Source organism: uncultured Marinobacter sp. (genome assembly GCF_947488835.1).
In the GTDB taxonomy this organism is placed as follows: Bacteria; Pseudomonadota; Gammaproteobacteria; order Pseudomonadales; family Oleiphilaceae; genus Marinobacter.
On sequence record NZ_CANLBK010000001.1, the window covers coordinates 186613 to 203259 of the forward strand.

The 16647-nt window shown below is 53.2% G+C and carries 14 protein-coding genes; 6 read left to right on the top strand and 8 right to left on the bottom strand.

The genetic code is table 11. The features are described from left to right. Positions 1–265: 265 nt before the first annotated feature. From Q0824_RS00885 to Q0824_RS00895, 3 genes are all read right to left on the bottom strand, one after another. Positions 266–745, bottom strand: coding sequence for a hypothetical protein (locus tag Q0824_RS00885; protein ID WP_298446893.1), 480 nt, complete (start codon positions 743–745; stop codon positions 266–268). A gap of 713 nt (positions 746–1458) precedes the next feature. Further along, positions 1459–2154: an NrdJb gene (locus Q0824_RS00890; RefSeq protein ID WP_200371165.1), complete on the bottom strand. Its 696-nt coding sequence runs from the start codon at positions 2152–2154 to the stop codon at positions 1459–1461. Positions 2155–2183: 29 nt separating this feature from the next. After that, the gene (locus tag Q0824_RS00895; protein WP_298446894.1) at positions 2184–4328 is read right to left on the bottom strand and encodes an adenosylcobalamin-dependent ribonucleoside-diphosphate reductase; all 2145 of its coding nucleotides are present in this window, start codon (positions 4326–4328) and stop codon (positions 2184–2186) included. A gap of 620 nt (positions 4329–4948) precedes the next feature. Between Q0824_RS00895 and Q0824_RS00900 the strand changes: the two genes are divergently transcribed. Further along, a complete protein-coding gene (locus Q0824_RS00900; RefSeq protein ID WP_298446895.1) occupies positions 4949–5767 on the top strand; it encodes a DUF6160 family protein in 819 nt (272 codons plus the stop codon). 48 nt (positions 5768–5815) lie between these two features. Here the strand turns inward: Q0824_RS00900 and Q0824_RS00905 are convergent, their stop codons facing one another. The 3 genes from Q0824_RS00905 to Q0824_RS00915 form a co-directional block, all read right to left on the bottom strand. Further along, entirely contained in the window at positions 5816–6610 is a 795-nt protein-coding gene (locus Q0824_RS00905; protein WP_298446896.1) for an ABC transporter ATP-binding protein, read from the bottom strand. 9 nt (positions 6611–6619) lie between these two features. After that, positions 6620–7522: an ABC transporter permease gene (locus Q0824_RS00910; RefSeq protein WP_298446897.1), complete on the bottom strand. Its 903-nt coding sequence runs from the start codon at positions 7520–7522 to the stop codon at positions 6620–6622. A gap of 70 nt (positions 7523–7592) precedes the next feature. Beyond that, complete coding sequence (locus Q0824_RS00915; protein ID WP_298446898.1) at positions 7593–8567, bottom strand: ABC transporter substrate-binding protein; 975 nt, start codon at positions 8565–8567, stop codon at positions 7593–7595. Positions 8568–8808: 241 nt separating this feature from the next. On the opposite strand from Q0824_RS00915, the gene Q0824_RS00920 reads away from it, so the two are divergent. Both Q0824_RS00920 and Q0824_RS00925 read left to right on the top strand, forming a co-directional pair. Beyond that, positions 8809–10476, top strand: a complete 1668-nt coding sequence (locus tag Q0824_RS00920) for an AMP-binding protein (protein ID WP_298446899.1) — start codon at positions 8809–8811, stop codon at positions 10474–10476. A 127-nt stretch (positions 10477–10603) separates the two neighbouring features. Beyond that, entirely contained in the window at positions 10604–11095 is a 492-nt protein-coding gene (locus Q0824_RS00925; RefSeq protein ID WP_298446900.1) for a thioesterase domain-containing protein, read from the top strand. Between the two features lie 6 nt (positions 11096–11101). Here the strand turns inward: Q0824_RS00925 and Q0824_RS00930 are convergent, their stop codons facing one another. Further along, entirely contained in the window at positions 11102–12790 is a 1689-nt protein-coding gene (locus Q0824_RS00930; protein WP_298446901.1) for an iron ABC transporter permease, read from the bottom strand. 147 nt (positions 12791–12937) lie between these two features. Further along, a complete protein-coding gene (locus Q0824_RS00935; protein WP_298446902.1) occupies positions 12938–13954 on the bottom strand; it encodes a Fe(3+) ABC transporter substrate-binding protein in 1017 nt (338 codons plus the stop codon). A 224-nt stretch (positions 13955–14178) separates the two neighbouring features. On the opposite strand from Q0824_RS00935, the gene Q0824_RS00940 reads away from it, so the two are divergent. From Q0824_RS00940 to Q0824_RS00950, 3 genes are all read left to right on the top strand, one after another. Then, a complete protein-coding gene (locus Q0824_RS00940) occupies positions 14179–14457 on the top strand; it encodes a PilZ domain-containing protein (protein ID WP_298446903.1) in 279 nt (92 codons plus the stop codon). Positions 14458–14512: 55 nt separating this feature from the next. After that, positions 14513–15133 carry a hypothetical protein gene (locus Q0824_RS00945; RefSeq protein ID WP_298446904.1) on the top strand — a complete coding sequence of 207 codons (621 nt, stop codon included), beginning with the start codon at positions 14513–14515 and terminating at the stop codon, positions 15131–15133. A 201-nt stretch (positions 15134–15334) separates the two neighbouring features. After that, positions 15335–16645 (top strand): HD domain-containing phosphohydrolase, encoded by a 1311-nt coding sequence (locus Q0824_RS00950; protein ID WP_298446905.1) that lies wholly within the window; start codon positions 15335–15337, stop codon positions 16643–16645. Positions 16646–16647: the final 2 nt, after the last annotated feature.

The following is a 16647-nucleotide window of genomic DNA, read 5'->3' on the forward strand; positions in this document are numbered from 1 at the left end:
AAGCCCTTTTGCTTCAAACCTTCAAGAGACAGCACAACTTCTGAATGATCGCTTAAAGCTTGCTCGGCTGCTACATTGCACTTACACCGAGCAATCGTCATTGGCAGATAGCAACACTACGCTAAGGCCAAGATCCAAATCTTAAGCTGCAACTTAGGCAACATAACGCCAATATTCAGCGGCGGCCTTTGCGTAGCGAAGCGGAGAAAAGGCCGTCCGGTGTAGGCCCGTCGGGCCGAAACGAACTGGAATGACTGGTTATATTTTACCGAGCCACAGTCCGAACTATCCTATCCTGCGTGCCATCCTCATTTTCCCACCGAAGAGAAATGCTGTAGGCAGACTGCCGAACGCTCAACGGGATCTGAGCAAGAAGGTAAAAACTCTCACCTGAGGCCAATGATGGGAAAGGAGTCTTCTGCTCAAAATCTCCATGAACCAATGGATTGTGCTCATTATTCTCTTCGAGCCCAAAGTAGATATCCGTTGCGGTGGCTTGGCCCGTATTCGTGATAACAAATTTGTTGTTATTGCCCTGCTGCTCCATATGACAACGAAGTTTCGCTTTCTGTGCCTGGCGCTCCTGCTCTTCCATTTCGGCAAGTTGCTTTCGGCTCAGCTCTGCGTGGACCCGCTCAAGCTCGATTAGCTGTGCATGGTTTCGCCTTGACCGAATGAGCGCAACAGCCGAAATAACCACGGCGACGACCGAAACCAGTAAGCTGATGATCTCGAAAGGACTCAAGTTATCTCCTCAAAATATAATTTGGAGCTCATGAGCGCTCGCAACGCGAGTGTCTCATGTAGCGACTTTGTTTGGCTGCCTAGTCCTGCGAGGGTACCAAGAGTCACCTTCTTCTCAGGCCACTCCGGATTTATGGGCATGCGGTGTGGTTCCAGGCCAATAGTTAAAGACTTGCTGAGAAGATGCGAATAGCACCAAAAAGGCAACGCGATCGCTGATGAATGGCGTACCCTCAGAGACCCGCTGGTGTCGCTTTCAAGCTGCGTCTTGACGCGCACCAGCGGGTCTCTGAGGGTAGCTAAAAAAGCGTTCAACAACGATCTTCCTTATTGGGTTTCGTGGTTCAGATCTCAAATTAAAGAATACTGGTTGAATATACAGCTTTCATTATCTAAGTTATTGAGATCTTGGTTCTTTGGGTCTATTGCACTCAACTAAGGTCTGCCCAAACAGCGTATTAGACCGCACTCTTCGTTATTCAATATCGTGACTTCCACATTGTCACGCATCGCGATTACGTGCTTCTTAAGCAAGCTACTCAAAAAACTAGCCTAAAACCAAACAATTACAACTGCGCTGCAGTGAAATTCCGTAATATCACCGCGCTATAACGAAGCGGTCACGCGATTACAAGGCTGCGGTAGGTGAGGGCACAAAAAAAGGCCCGAAGCGTTAACCCCGAGCCTTCCTTTCAATCGGTCAATCGAGTTACGTCAACCGCACTTACTATCCCCACAAGACAAGCAAGTCGCACAGCCGTCCATCACAATCACCGCCTTGGTGCTGCACTTGCCGCACATGGTGGCGTTGGGTGGGAAGTCACCGGCTTTGTCGTCGTTGGTTGCCTTGGCGTTATTGGCTTCAAACTCCGCACGCTTTTCCGCAAGGATGCGTTTGGTGGTTTCGCTCATTTCTTCGCTTTCCATCAGGCCTACGGCCTTCAGGTGCTTCTCGATAACCGCGCCAATTTCAGCCACCAGGGAGGGCATGAACACGCCGCCCTTTTTGAAGTAGCCGCCGTTGGGGTCGTATACCGAGCGCAGTTCTTCAACCAGGAAGGTCAGGTCGCCGCCTTTGCGGAATACCGCCGAGATTACGCGGGTGAGGGCGATTACCCACTGGAAGTGCTCCATGGATTTGGAGTTGATGAACACTTCGTACGGCTGACGGCTTTCGTGGTCAGTGTCTTCGTTCAGTATGATGTCGTTGATGGTGATGTACATCGCGTGCTCGGCCACGGGCGGTTTGATCTTGTAGGTGGTGCCTACAAGAAACTCTGGCCGCTCGATGTACTCATTCATTTGTACCAGTGAGGTTTCTGGCTGTGCTGCCGGCTGTGGGCTGGCTGCATCTGTGTCGGCTTTCTTTACCCGGTAGCCGACGATTTTATTGCTGATTTTAACTGTCATGTCTCTATGTCCTGTGTCGGTGTTCCGGATCAATACTTTCCGTAGGTGCCTTCTTTGAGCGCGTCAAACAGGTTGGCGGCGGTGTGCATTTCGCCGTCGTACTCTACCTGTTCGTTGCCTTTCAGCTCTACTTTGCTGCCGTCGTCGAGGGTGAACTCGTAGAGGGTGTTTTCAAGGTCTTTCTCTTTTACCAGTACGCCCTGGAAGGCTTCCGGGTTAAAGCGGAAGGTGGTGCAGCCTTTCAGGCCCATGTCGTAGGCGTAGAGGTAAATGTTCTTGAATTCCTGATATTCAAAATCAGTCGGCACGTTCGCGGTTTTCGAAATGGATGAGTCTACCCACTTCTGTGCGGCGGCCTGGATGTCTACGTGCTGTGCCGGGCTTACATCATCTGCGGTGGTGAAGTAGCTGGGCAGTTTTTTGTCTTCTTCGTCTGAGAAGGGCATGGCACCGGGGTTTACCAGGTGGCGGTAGGCCAGCAGCTCGAAGGAGAATACGTCGACTTTTTCTTTGGTCTTACGGCCTTCGCGGATTACATTACGGGCGTAATGGTGCGAGAAGCTGGGCTCTATGCCGTTACTGGCGTTGTTGGCCAGGGACAGGCTGATGGTGCCGGTTGGTGCAATGGACGTGTGGTGAGTAAAGCGGCCACCTTTTTCGGCCAGTTTTTCAACCAGCTCTGGCTCAACTTTGGCAATTTCCTGCATGTAGCGGCTGTATTTGGCGTGCAGTACGCGGCCTGGCAGTTTATCGCCGATTTTGTGGCCGTCTTTCGCCAATTGTGGGTTTTTGCCCATCATTTTCGGGGTAATTTCAAAGTCGTCGTTCATGATCGGCGCAACGCCTTTCTCTTCCGCAAGGGCAAGAGACTGGCGCCAGCCTTCTACGGCCATTTCACGTACTACGTCTTCGGTAAACTGTACGGATTCATCAGAGCCGTATGGCATACGCAGCATGGCGAGGGTTGAGCCCAGGCCCAGAATGCCCATGCCGTGGCGACGCTTGTAGTTGATTTCGTGGCGTTGCTCAGGAAGAGGCAGGCCGTTGATTTCTACTACGTTGTCCAGCATGCGGGTGAAGATGCCCACTACTTTGCGGTACTTCTCATAGTTGAAGCTGGCTTTGTCGGTGAACGGGTAATCCACAAACATGGTCAGGTTCACAGAGCCCAGCAGGCAGCTACCGTAAGGGGGCAGGGGCTGTTCGCCACAGGGGTTGGTGGCGCGGATGTCTTCACAGAACCAGTTGTTGTTCATCTGATTGACCTTGTCGATCAGGATGAAGCCAGGCTCTGCGTAATCGTAGGTGGAGGTCATGATGGTGTCCCAGATGAACTGGGCTTTCAGGGTGCGGTAGATACGGCACGCCACCTTGCCTTCATCGTTAACCACATAGCCGTCGAGGATTGGGAAGTCGCGATACACAAACTGCTTGGAATCGGCGAGATCCAGGCCTTCTTCTTCCACTTCTTTCTGGGTAACCGGGAAGGAGAGGTGCCAGTCGCTGTCGTTGCGAACGGCTTCAATGAAGTCTTCGGTGATCAACAAGGACAGGTTGAACTGGCGCAGGCGGCCATCTTCACGCTTGGCCTGGATGAAATCGATGACGTCCGGGTGGTGAACGTCGAAGGTTGCCATTTGCGCACCGCGGCGGCCACCGGCAGAGGATACGGTGAAGCACATGCGGTCGAAGATATCCATGAACGACAGCGGGCCAGATGTGGTTGCACCGGCGCCAGCAACGTAAGCACCTTTCGGGCGCAGGGTAGAGAACTCATAACCGATACCACAGCCTGCCTTGAGGGTGAGGCCTGCTTCGTGGTTTTTCTCCAGGATGTCGTTCATGGAATCCTGAACGGAGCCAGATACGGTGCAGTTGATGGTGGAGGTTGCAGGCTTGTGCGCTTCGGCACCGGCGTTGGAGGTAATCCGGCCTGCAGGAATGGCACCGTTTTTAAGAGCCCAGGCAAAGTTCTTCATCTGCTCGGCGCGAACATTTTTGTTCTCTACCTGAGACAGGGCAACCGCAACGCGGTGATAAGTGGCGTCGATGTCCTTGTCTACAGGTTCGCCGGTTTTCGTTTTCAGCTGGTATTTACTGTTCCAGATATCCAGCGAAGTTTCCTGCATCGGAATCGTTGTAACCACTGCCTCTGCTTTAGCCTTAGCGTTCATTGCCACCCTCAATCTTCAAATATGACTGTTGTCTGTCGATGGCACCCTTATCGGCGGTGCCATTTCCCTGTAAAAGTTTGCTAAACCTGCGCTTGTGCTCTTGATCTTTGCACGGCGTTTATGTTTCACCGCTGAAACACTATATGTGGTGCTCGCGAGAACCTGCTGTAGTGCTCCGGTACCTGATAACCACACCCGGAAAACAACCCCTCAAGCGTTCATTTCGGGGCTTTGGCCGCTAGTATGCTTGCTTTGGTGCAGGTTTGCCAGAAAGTAGTTTGCCCTATATATGGGATTATTGTGGGGTGAGTATAACAGGATATAGTGGTTTGTGAATTTAAGCTGGGCTATTGATATGTGACTTCTTGCAAAGAAAATCAATGGGAAATAGCTTGCAAGAAATAAAAGTTCGGTAAATCCGTCGCTTGGCCGCCAAAATTGGAAATTACTACATGTTGTGATCAAAAAATGCGCGAAGTTAGTTGTTTTACTTAGTAAATACACACTGTTTGTGACTCCTGCACGTATTCAAATTGCACGTGTCGCTAAAGTAGTGACGTGGTGTCGAAAACCGCAGTGGCCCACAGGATGTAATAACGACTATAAAAAGGAACCGAACAATGAAGGGCCTGAAACCTACATTGCTAGCGCTGTGTATTGCGGGGGTCACACCTGCAACCATGGCTGACATACAGCGCCTGGATGATTCCATGATGGGTAACATCACGGGGCAGGCGGGTGTGAGTATTGAACTTGAAACAAAAATCGATATCGGCCGCTTCCTTTATTTCGATGAAGGTGCGCTGGCTATCGAAAACATCAGTATTGGCGGTGCTGAGCGCACGGATTTCTTCGGGTTCGGCGGGATTGCCGGGCCAACCGGTACGGATCGGTTGGATAACATCCGGATTGATATCGATGTGCTCGCGGATGGCGATGCGGCGATTAATATCGTGCCCACAAACTTTGCTGCGGTGGATTTCAGAATCACCACAGGTGCATGGTATCTGGCTGCCACAGACGGAAGTAATAATTACACCGATCTGATTGGTAACTTTTTTGCGGAAGGCTTAATGGGGCGTGGTTCTATTCACATCGATACCGCAACGGATGTGATGCGCTTCAGAACGGCTTTTGCGATTGAGACCATGGAGTTTGATGTGCCGTTCCTGGCGATTGGTGTGCGCGGCATGCAAATTACCGGTGCCGATTACGATCGCACGTTCCCCAGCCCGTTGGATCTGTTTGCTGAGGTGGATCTCTATATCTACGAAGGCGCTCGGTTCTCTAACGGTTGGTCGTCTTTGGCGATTGAGATGCCGTCGTTCCGGGCGGATATCGGGATAGATGAACTGATTGTTGGGCAGCAGTCCATCGGCAGTATTTTTGTGGATGACCTTGCGATTACCAATACGTCGATGCGTATCTACGGTCACTAAAGGTTGGTGCAGTAAAAAAAGCGGGAGCTCAAGGCTCCCGCTTTTTTGTTAGCCGAGCAGTAAACTGTCGTCGTCTACCGTTAGGCCTCGCTGCTTTTCAAACAGCTCCAGAAGATCCTTAACTTCAAGACCTTCCCGGTCTTTGCCTGCAATATCGAACACCACCTGGCCCTGATGCAGCATGACTGTGCGGGTGCCCACTTCCAGCGCCTGCTTCATGCTGTGGGTGACCATCAGAGCGGTCAGTTTCTGCTCGTTAATGATCTTGGTGGTGAGTTCCAGCACAAAGGCCGCTGTTTTTGGGTCCAGCGCTGCAGTGTGTTCGTCCAGCAACAGAATGGCTGATGGGGTAAGGCTTGCCATCAGCAGGCTTACGGCCTGGCGTTGGCCACCGGAGAGTAGGCCCATTTTGTCGCCAAGGCGGTTTTCCAGCCCGAGGTTCAAAGAGGAAAGGCTTTCCCGGAATTTATCCATGTACTGCTTTTTAACGGCGGTACCCAAACCACGGAACTGGCCACGTTTGATGGCGAGCGAGAGGTTTTCTTCAATGCTCAAGCCTTCGCAGGTGCCTGCGAGAGGGTCCTGAAAGACTCGTGCTACGCGTCCCGCCCGTTTGTGGGTTGGCAGTTTGGTAACGTTTACGTTGTCGACCACGATCGTGCCGCTATCGACCAGGGTTTCACCTGCCAGAGCATTCAGGAAGGTGGACTTACCGGCGCCGTTACTGCCAATCACGGTAACAAATTCGCCCTGATTTACGGTCAGGCTCATGCCTCGCAGTGCAGGGTTCTCCAGTGGAGTGCCCTTGCCGAAGGTAAGCCGGAGATCGGTTGCGCTGATCATAGTGCCTCCTCAGGCCTTTTTGCGGGTGAGTTTGTTTACCAAAGAGGTGCGAACACCAGGCAATACTATTGCCAGGGTAACCAGCACAGCGGTAATCAGGTTCAGATCTTGCGCCTGCAGACCAAGGAAATCAGCGTTCAGTGCGAAGGCGATGGCCAGGCGGTAGATGATGGCACCAACCACGCAGGCAATCAGCGCACGCACAACGGTTGATGGGGTAATAACCGCTTCACCACCAATCAGAGACGCCAGGCCAATAACAATGACGCCAACGCCCATGGTTACGTCTGCAGCACCTTGGCTCTGGGCAAACAGCGCGCCCGCCAAGCCAACCAGGCCGTTGGATACGGCAACGCCAAGAATGATCATGGCGCCGGTGGCGATGCCTTGGGCGCGGGCCATTCTGGCGTTAGCTCCGGTGGCGCGCATGGCCAGGCCGGTTTCAGATTTCATGAAGCGCCAGAGCAGAATAAGGGCGACAACAATCACGATTGCAAACAGCAATACCGGCACCTGGTGGTAGGCAATGTCCAGCGAGTACCAGGGGGTGAGTACGGTCTCTTCACCAAGTAACGCTATGTTTGGTCGCCCCATAACCCGGAGGTTGATGGAGTAGAGGGCAATCATCGTGAGGATGGATGCCAGCAGGTTCAGGATGTTCAGTTTTACGTTGAGTATGGCAGTAACTGCACCGGCGGCCATGCCGGCAAGAACGGCAGAACCGGTTGCCAGCCAAGGGTTCCAGCCTTCCATAATAAGAACGGCCGCAACGGCTGCACCGAGAGGGAAGCTGCCGTCAACGGTCAGATCCGGAAAATCGAGTACGCGAAAAGAGAGGTAAATACCGAACGCAACCAAACCATAAATAAGGCCAGTTTCGACTGCGCCGTAAAATGCAATTTCACTGAGCATGGGAAAGATTCACTGTGGAAGAAAAAACGGGCGGGCCCTTTATACAGAACCCGCCCGCGTATGTCAGGTATTACTTTCCGCTACTAATCACTTCAGCAGCTTCAGCGAGTATGTCGTCTGGCAGGGTGGTGCCCATGCGCTCACCGGCTTCCGGGTTTACAAACAGGTTGAGCTTTTCCATGGTTTCTACCGGCATGTCGGCTGGTTTTTCACCGTTGAGAATGCGCGCAACCATAACGCCGGCCTGGCGGCCGTGGTCGTAGTAGTCAAATCCCAGTGCGGCTACGGCGCCACGGGCGACGGTGGCTGTGTCGGCTGCAAATACCGGGATTTTGGCGCGCTCGCCCACAGAGATTACGGCTTCAGCGGCGCTGATCACGGTGTTGTCGGTGGTCAGGTAGATAGCATCGGCTTTGCCCACCAGGGAGCGTGCTGCACCGAGCACTTCGGAGGTCTTGGTGGCGGCACCTTTAACCAGAGTCAGGCCGCGGGCTTCAAGGCGTTCCTCAAGCAGCTCGATAAGGGACACTGCGTTGGCTTCACCGGGGTTATATACGGTGCCGATACGCTTGGCGTTCGGAACCATGCGCAGCAGCATGTCGATGTGCTTGTCGATAGGCAGCATGTCGCTTACGCCAGTAATGTTGGCACCCGGTGCTTCAGCGCTTTTTACCAGCTTTGCGCCGACCGGATCTGTTACGGCTGCAAACACGACCGGAATGTTCCGGGCAGCGGCGGCAACAGTTTGTGCAGACGGTGTTGCGATGGCCACGATAACGTCGGTGTTATCGCCCACAAATTTACGGGCAATCTGGGAGGCAATCGCTGAGTTACCCTGGGCGCTTTCATGCATGAGTTTGAGGTTTTCACCCTCAATAAAACCCTGGGCGGCCAGTTCATCTTTTACACCTTGATGAACAGAGTCGAGAGCAGGGTGCTCCACAATCTGCGTAATAGCGACAACACGCGGTTCCGCGGCCATTGAAAGACTTGTCAGTGCCATTAGTGACGCGCCCAGCAGGGTGCGCAGTGTTTTCTTGGCCATATTGCCCATCTCCGAGGTTTGATACGGTATTTCGAGTTGTTAAGGTGCGGGAGTTTATCACAGCCTCACCCACTTGTTGTTAGAGCGTGCTAACGTGTTTGCAGTCTGATTCGTTATTCTCCGGTTGAGTTTCTGTTCAGCAGGCCTGTGTCACGCTTTGGCCCGCCATAATGTGTTGAAATATGCTACTAAAGTCTAAATAATGCCCTTATAAATCAAATAACGTACGTAAGGAAAGTCCATGCCAACTAAAAATAAATTGCCCCTGGATATGGTCTATCACTGGGAAACGGCTAAATCGAATTCCCTGTATATGACACAGCCCATCGGAGATGGGAAGGTGGTTGAATACACTTGGGGTAGAGCGGTCGACGAAGCCCGCCGAATGGCGTCCTATTTGAAGTCGCTTAACCTTCCGGAAAAGAGCCGCGTAGGCCTGATTTCCAAAAACTGCGCGCACTGGATTATGACCGACTGGGCAATCTGGATGGCGGGGCACATTTCTGTACCTTTGTACCCAACCTTGAATGCCGACACCGTCAATTACGTGCTGAACCACGCCGAGTGCGACGTGTTGTTTGTGGGCAAACTCGACGACTGGGATATGATGAAACCGGGCGTTCCTGAATCTGTTCGCTGCATTTCCTTCCCCCTGAGCCCCCCCAACGATTTTGAAACCTGGGATGATATTGTTGCCAAGTACCCGCCGCTGGAAGAAAACGTTCAGCGTGATGCAGACGAACTGGCAACCATCGTTTACACCTCCGGTAGTACTGGAAGGCCCAAGGGTGTCATGCTCAGCTTCCGCAATATGGCTTACGCAGCGGAAGGTGGTATGGATGTGCTGCAGGTAGGCCCCAATGAGCGCATGCTGTCTTACTTGCCTCTTGCCCATGTGTTTGAGCGTACGTTTGTTGAGCTTGCATCGCTGTATGCCGGCTTTCACCTGTTCTTTGCGGAATCTCTCGACACCTTTGTAGATGATATGAAGCGTGCGCAGCCCACTCTGTTCCTCTCGGTTCCGCGCCTTTGGGTCAGGTTCCAGCAGGGTGTTCTGCAGAAGCTGCCACAGAAAAAGCTGAATACCTTGCTGAAGATTCCTGTGGTGAACAAACTGATCAAAAAGAAGGTTCTCACTGGGCTGGGCCTGGATAAGGTCAAGTTGGCGGGTAGTGGTTCTGCGCCGCTGGCCGGTGATGTGCTGGATTGGTATCGCAACCTGGGCCTGGAGTTGCTTGAAGGCTATGGCATGTCGGAGAACTTTGCCTATTCCCATATCAACAAACCAGGGCGCTCTCGCACCGGTTACGTGGGTGAATCCATGCCCGGTGTGGATACCAAGATTAGCCCGGAGGGTGAAATTCTGGTGAAGAGCCCGGCCACCATGGTGGGTTACTACAAGGATGAGGAAAAGACCAACGAAACCTTTACCGAAGACGGATACCTGAGAACCGGCGATAAGGGTGAAATTGACGAGATGGGCCGCCTGAAAATTACCGGCCGGATGAAGGAAATCTTCAAGACCAGCAAAGGCAAGTACATTGCCCCCGCGCCCATTGAAAACAAGTTGATGGCAAATCAGTCTATCGAGCTGGTGTGCGTGTCGGGTGCCAATCAGACCCAGCCCTATGCCATGATTCAACTGGCGGAAGGCGTTCGGCCCAAGGTGGGCGATGCGAACTTCCGGAAGGAACTTGAAGCGGAACTGACGGAGCTGGTTGAACGGGTGAACAAAACTGTCGACCCGCATGAGCAACTCGCATTCGTTATTATTGTGAGCGATGAGTGGAGTATCGAGAACAGTTTCCTTACACCAACGCTGAAGCTGAAGCGGAACGTGGTAGAGGACACCTACGAAGGTAAAGTAAACGAGTGGTATGCGCAGAAGAAGAAGGTAGTTTGGCAGTAACGCGCAATCCGTTTTGTTTCAAATCAGGCCCGGCTCACGCTGGGCCTGATGCGTTTTGGAACCGACATTGGTCGCATTGGGAAAGACGAGTGGCGGGCATAGAATTAACTCACATCAGGAGGGGTTTATGGCTCAGCTTTCCGCTTTCCAACGGCGCATCCATGAGGAAATTCCGCTTTCTCGCGCGCTAGGCATCCAACTGCATTCATGGGATGGCAGCTCGTTGCTTCTCAGCGCCCCGCTTGCGCCCAACATCAATCACCAAGGTACTGGGTTTGGAGGTAGCGTTTATTCAGTGGCCGTAACGGCAGCTTGGGGACTCACGGAGCTTGCGCTGGCTGATCTTGGGCTGAAGGGGAGTGTGGTGGTGCAAACAGGGAGCATTGATTACCTTGAGCCAGTTACCTCTGACTTCTACGCCATTTGTCGCCTGCCTGGGGATGAGATCCCCGAGCGCTTCAGGAAAAGCCTGGCAAGGCATGGTAAGGGCCGTCTTGATTTGACCACAGAAGTGTTCTGCGGCGAACCTAACCCTTTGCCCCAGGGTGATCCGGTGGCGGTGTTTCAGGGCCGGTTCGTGGTTCAGGACGCCCGCTCAAAGATGCCCCCTCCGCTTTGAGGTGTTTCAGGCCATAGAGCGGGAGTTGGAGATGGATCGGCTCATCAGAATGATGGGAATGATACCGGCCAATACAATAATCAGGGCAGGCAGAGCGCTGTGGTACAAACGCTCATCAGAAGCAAACTGGTACACATAGGTAGCCAGGGTTTCAAAGTTAAAGGGCCGGAGTATCAGCGTGGCCGGTAGTTCCTTCATGCAGTCCACAAAAACCACCAGTGCGGCGGTTACAAGGGTGCCGCGCAGCATGGGCAGGTGCACCTTCACCAATGTTTTGCCGGGGCTATTGCCCAGCGACCGCGAGGCCATATCCATACTCGGGGTGATTTTTTGCAGTGCGCTTTCGACGCTGCCGGCGGAGACAGCAAGGAAGCGCACGGTATAGGCAAATACAATGGCGAAGGCCGAGCCGCTCAGCAGCAGGCCGGTGCTCACACCGAAGTAATCCCGCATCAGGCTGTCCAGCCAGTTATCAAAACCCGCCAGGGGCACAATTACACCCACTGCCAGCACGGCCCCCGGCATGGCATAGCCCAGGCTTGAAAGCCGCATGAGCACCTGCATGCCGCGGGTATTGTGAAGCCTGCGGCTGTACGCAAGGGTAACGCCGATCAAAAGGGTGGTCAGAGCGGCCGTTCCCGAAAGGAACAGGCTGTTGAAGGTGTTGCGAACGAAATCCGGGTTCCAGCTCTCACCAAAATACTCCCACGCATAAACACTCAGCGTGACGCCGGGAATGACAAAGCCAAGCACCACTGGCACGGCGCAAACGGCAACGCAGATCAGCTGCCGGGGAAACGACATGGTAAAGCGGCGAATAGGGTCGCGGTTGTCGCGCGCTGCGAACTGTTGCTGGCGTCGCCGGGAATAGCGTTCCAGGGTGACCAGAATAACAACGAAGATAAGCATGGTGGTGGCAATTTGCGCGGCGCCGCCGAGGTTGCCCAGGTTCATCCAGGTATCAAACAGGCCAGCAGTGAGCGTTTGTACGGCAAAGAAATCGACGGTACCAAAGTCGTTCAGTGTTTCCATCAAAACCAGTGAAAGACCCACAGCAACGGCTGGGCGGGCAATGGGCAGAACCACTTTGAAAAAAGTGCTCAACGCTGAATGGCCAAGGCTACGGCTAACGGCAAACAGAGAGGGCGACTGCTCCAGGAAGGCGGCGCGGGCAAGCAGGTAAACGTAAGGGTAAAGCACCAAGCCGATCATTAAGGTGGCGCCTTCCAGGCTGCGGATTTCCGGGAACCAGTAATCGGCGGCGCTGGTCCAGCCAAACACCTCCCTCAAGGCGCCTTGTACCGGGCCGGCATAATCCAGAAGGCTGGTGTATACATAGGCGATAACATACGCCGGAACCGCAAAGGGTAACAACATGGCCCATTCAAAGAACTTGCGCCCCGGAAATTCGCACATGGTGACTGCCCAAGCGGTTGCAAGGCCAATTACCAGAGTAATGGCACCGACACCGGCCATGAGCTTAATGGTGGTTACAAGATAGCGGGGTAGAGTTGTATCCAGCAGATGAGGCCAGATGTTTTCTTCCGGGAAAAAGGCCAGAAAAATAACGGTGAGAACCGGCAGCGCGACAATGGCTGTAGTGAGTGCAGCGCTGACCAACCAACGGCGTGAGGTTCGCTTTGCCAGCAAGGGCTGGGTTAGCCCGGGGTTAACGCTGGTCGCGACCTCGCTCATAGGGTTCCTGTTGGCAATTTGGAATAGGGTTTAACGCTGAAGGGTAGGGATTGTAGTCAGCTCAAATAGCCGCTGCAATGACTGGTGTCATTTGCCAGGCCGATTAAAGAAATAGCGAGGGTGGTTGCGCCACCCTCGCCAAAACACTTATTCGCCGTCGTAATCTACGCGGTCAACCAATTTCACTGCTGCATTGCGCTTGTCTGCAATTTCCTGAAGAGAAAGGCTGTCTGGGTGGATTTCTCCCCATTCTGCTACCAGGCCAGTGGGTGTTACGTTCGGGTTGGCTGGGTATTCAGTATTCGCCTCAGCGTAGATGCCTTGGGCTTCCGGAGATGACAAGAACTCCATCAGCTTGATCGCGTTTTCGCGGTTCGGGGTGCTCTTGGTCAAAGAGATACCACTGATGTTGATGTGGGTACCACGGCCATCGGCATTAGGGAACACCAACCGAACGGCTTCTGCCGTTGGGCGCTGGCTCTCATCCTGTAGCATGTTGCCGTAGTAATAGCTGTTGCCGATAGACACATCACACACACCTTCCGCGATGGCTTTAATCTGGTCGCGGTCTCCGCCTTGGGGTTTGCGGGCGAGGTTGTCTTTCAGGCCTTTGAGCCAGGTTTCTGTCTCGGCTTCACCGTGATGCGCGATCATGGATGAGATCAGGGCGATGTTGTAAGGGTGCTTGCCACTGCGGGTACAGATGCGGTTGTCCCACTTGCTGTCAGCCAGCTGCTCGTAGGTTGTGATTTCACCTTCTTCAACGCGCTCCTTCGAGGTGTAAATCAGGCGGGCACGGGTAGTAAGGCCAAACCACTTACCTTCGGGGTGGCGAAGGTTTTCGGGGATGTTCTTTTCCAGCACATTGTTGTCCAGGCCTTGAACCAGATCGCGCTCTACCAGTTCGTTAAGGCGTGAGATGTCTACGGTCATCACAACGTCGGCCGGGCTGTTGCGGCCCTCACGCTCCAAGCGCTCAGCCAGACCCTGCTTTGCAAACACAACATTACTCTTGATGCCAGTCTCTTGCTCGAATGCGTTCAGCAGCGGCTCAAGAAGATACGCCTGCCGGTATGAGTAGATATTAACTTCACCGTCTGCGGAGGCGGCAAGTGGGAGAGCTGTAAGGGCGATTGCCGCAGTTGCAGCGAGTTTCATGCGCATAATGCATCCTTAAATGAGTCTGTTTGGGTTCGCATCTGAGTTTGAGATGAGTTGCGGTTGGTAAACGCCAACCATTCTCATTTCTATTACAGGTGTTGTCAATATTCCCTTTGGCGTACTTCTTCAAAATGGTGTTACTCTACGTATTGATACATACGAAATATGATTCGTATAAACACATAAAAATCTACAATGTACCGTAGTTAAGCAGTGGATCTTTGTTGATGGCTGTAGATGACCGCAGAATACACTGTCGCACGGCGATGAGTGCCAAGGTAAAAGTAACCCACGAACAGCTGGGAGAATTTATATTCTCTACCCGCGATATATCAGATGGTGGGGTGTTCGTCGTGGTAGACACTGAGCCGTTTGCTCCGGAAATGGGCGATAAGGTAAATGTTCAGGTGCAAGGCTTGCCCGTAGAGGCACCGCTGCTGGAAATGGTTGTAGTTCGCAAAACCATTGATGGATACGGCTTACAGTTTGATGAAAGCGTAAACTAGGACACGCCTGCCGGCTGCACCACCACACATATTCCCTATGTACAGATTAGGTATCATGACCGCTTTTCGATTTAACACCTCCCTTAGTGGTACTGCTGGCATTGCGCGCTTGTTGGTTGTCGCCGGGTTGCTGGTGATGCAGGCTGGCTGTGCTACCTATTACTCCCATTACGCGATGTTTCCTGCGGAAAATTCGAAGGGAGAACCGCGCACTGTCCGGCTATCCTGGGACACTGCGGAATACCCCGGTTGGTGGTTTGCATCCGATCGTGCCACGCCTTTAACAGTCGAAACCCAGTGCAGTGAGCGGGTTTGGAAGCTTTATGATGAGAGCCATGCTGAGGCGGAAGGCTGTGGCCAGGGTATCCGGGCCTGCGGGCAGCCCGCGCAGGATCGGCTGGTAGAAAGCAGGCAGCCAGCGGGTGTGGACGATCTGTGTATGTCGGTGAGGTCGTCCGATTCGGAGGCAAGAATTGCAGATATCCCCGGCCGGCTGGAGCTTGTTGTGGCCTGTGAGCCGGTTTCTCCCGTTAAAGGCGAAGGCAAGGAGGCGGTGAATGTTGATTACATTCGCGCATCGACGGTGCCTTATACTGTTTACTCTCGCAAAGCCCCAAGGGGCGCGTTCAATGCGCGCCCTCCAAAGTTCGAACGCTCGGTATGCGATGCCGAGTGATCGGTATTCAGATTTAGTGACATGGTGAGGGTAAGTACTGTGATGTTTGTCACGGTATTACACTCTGTTTCCGGCCGATTACAGTCGTTACTGTTTGTGTTGTTGTCGTTACTTTAAGGTGCCAAGTTGTAATAGACAATTCCCTTTCTTCGGTTGAAAATAGTAGCAATCAAAGAAGTAACTGGCTCAAGGAGTGACGCGGTGGGTGTCTGTCAGAGAAAAGTAGCGGTGCATGATCTGGAGGTTGGCATGTTTGTGTCTGACCTTGATCGGCCGTGGCATCAGACACCGTTTCCGATTCAGGGTTTTCATATCCGCTCCGAAGACGATATTCGTGCGCTTGTCTCCCATTGTAAATGGGTGTCCATCGACGTTGCGGAAACATCTGGTACCGTTGAACTGACAAGAATTGTACGGCCGTCTTTTGGAAAAAGAAGCCAACAAAAGAATGAAGGGCGCGAACAGCTTCAGCTTCCGCCGCTTAGTATACGTGAGCCGGTAAAGTATCAGGCAAGCACCACGCTGAAGCGTGAAATGAAAACCTCCAAGCACCTGCTTGAAGATGCCTGCACTGCCCTTGAGCGGCTTTACACCGCTGTAAATACCCAGGAAACCCGCGACCTGCGCCCGATTGCAACCGTGATCAATAAAATGGTGCGCAGTGTTATTCGCCAGCCAGATGCCTTGTTATGGCTGAGCCGTATTCAGCAGCACGATAGCCATGTGTACCGGCATGCACTCAATACGTCCGTGTGGGCGCTTGTTTGTGGTCGTCAGCTTGGTTTGAATGAAGGCTTGCTGAGTCATCTTGGTTTGGGTTGCTTGTTGTCCCAAGTGGGTAAAGCGCAGCTGCCTCAAGACCTGCTCAGTCGGGAAGGCCAGTTGGGCCCGGAAGAATTTGCGTTGTACCGGAGTTATGTCGAAAAAGGCATGGCGATGCTCGAGGATAGCGGGCTTTCCCGTGCGGTTCTCAGCGTTGTGCAGGGCCACCGTGAGCGCCATAACGGTTCGGGCTTTCCGGAAGGCATTCGTGGTGACAGGATTCCATTGTTGGCCAAGATTGCCGGGATTGCTGAGTTCTTCGAATCGCTTATTGAGCCGAGGGCAGGTTTAGGCGAGCCGATGACGCCTGCAAGGGCAGTAACGCTGCTTTATGACATGCGCAACATAGAGTTTCAGGATGAGCTTGTTGAGGGGTTTATACGTGCCATAGGCATTTACCCAACAGGCAGCCTTGTGGAGCTGACGGATGGTCAGCGCGGTATTGTGGTGTCGCATTCACCCGGGCGCCGTTTGTGGCCCAAGGTGATGGTGATGTCGGACAGCAACCGCTCGCCTCTGAAAGCCGCAAAGGTTGTTGATCTTGCGAAATACAACCAGAGCCGTTCAGCAGCCCAGGTATTGGCGATCAGGGAGTGCCTTGCCCACGGAACTGAGGGCCTGAACCCGGCCGGTTACGATGTTACCGGTTCAGAATCCCGTTGGAGTGTGAGCCGGTTTATCAGTCGATAACC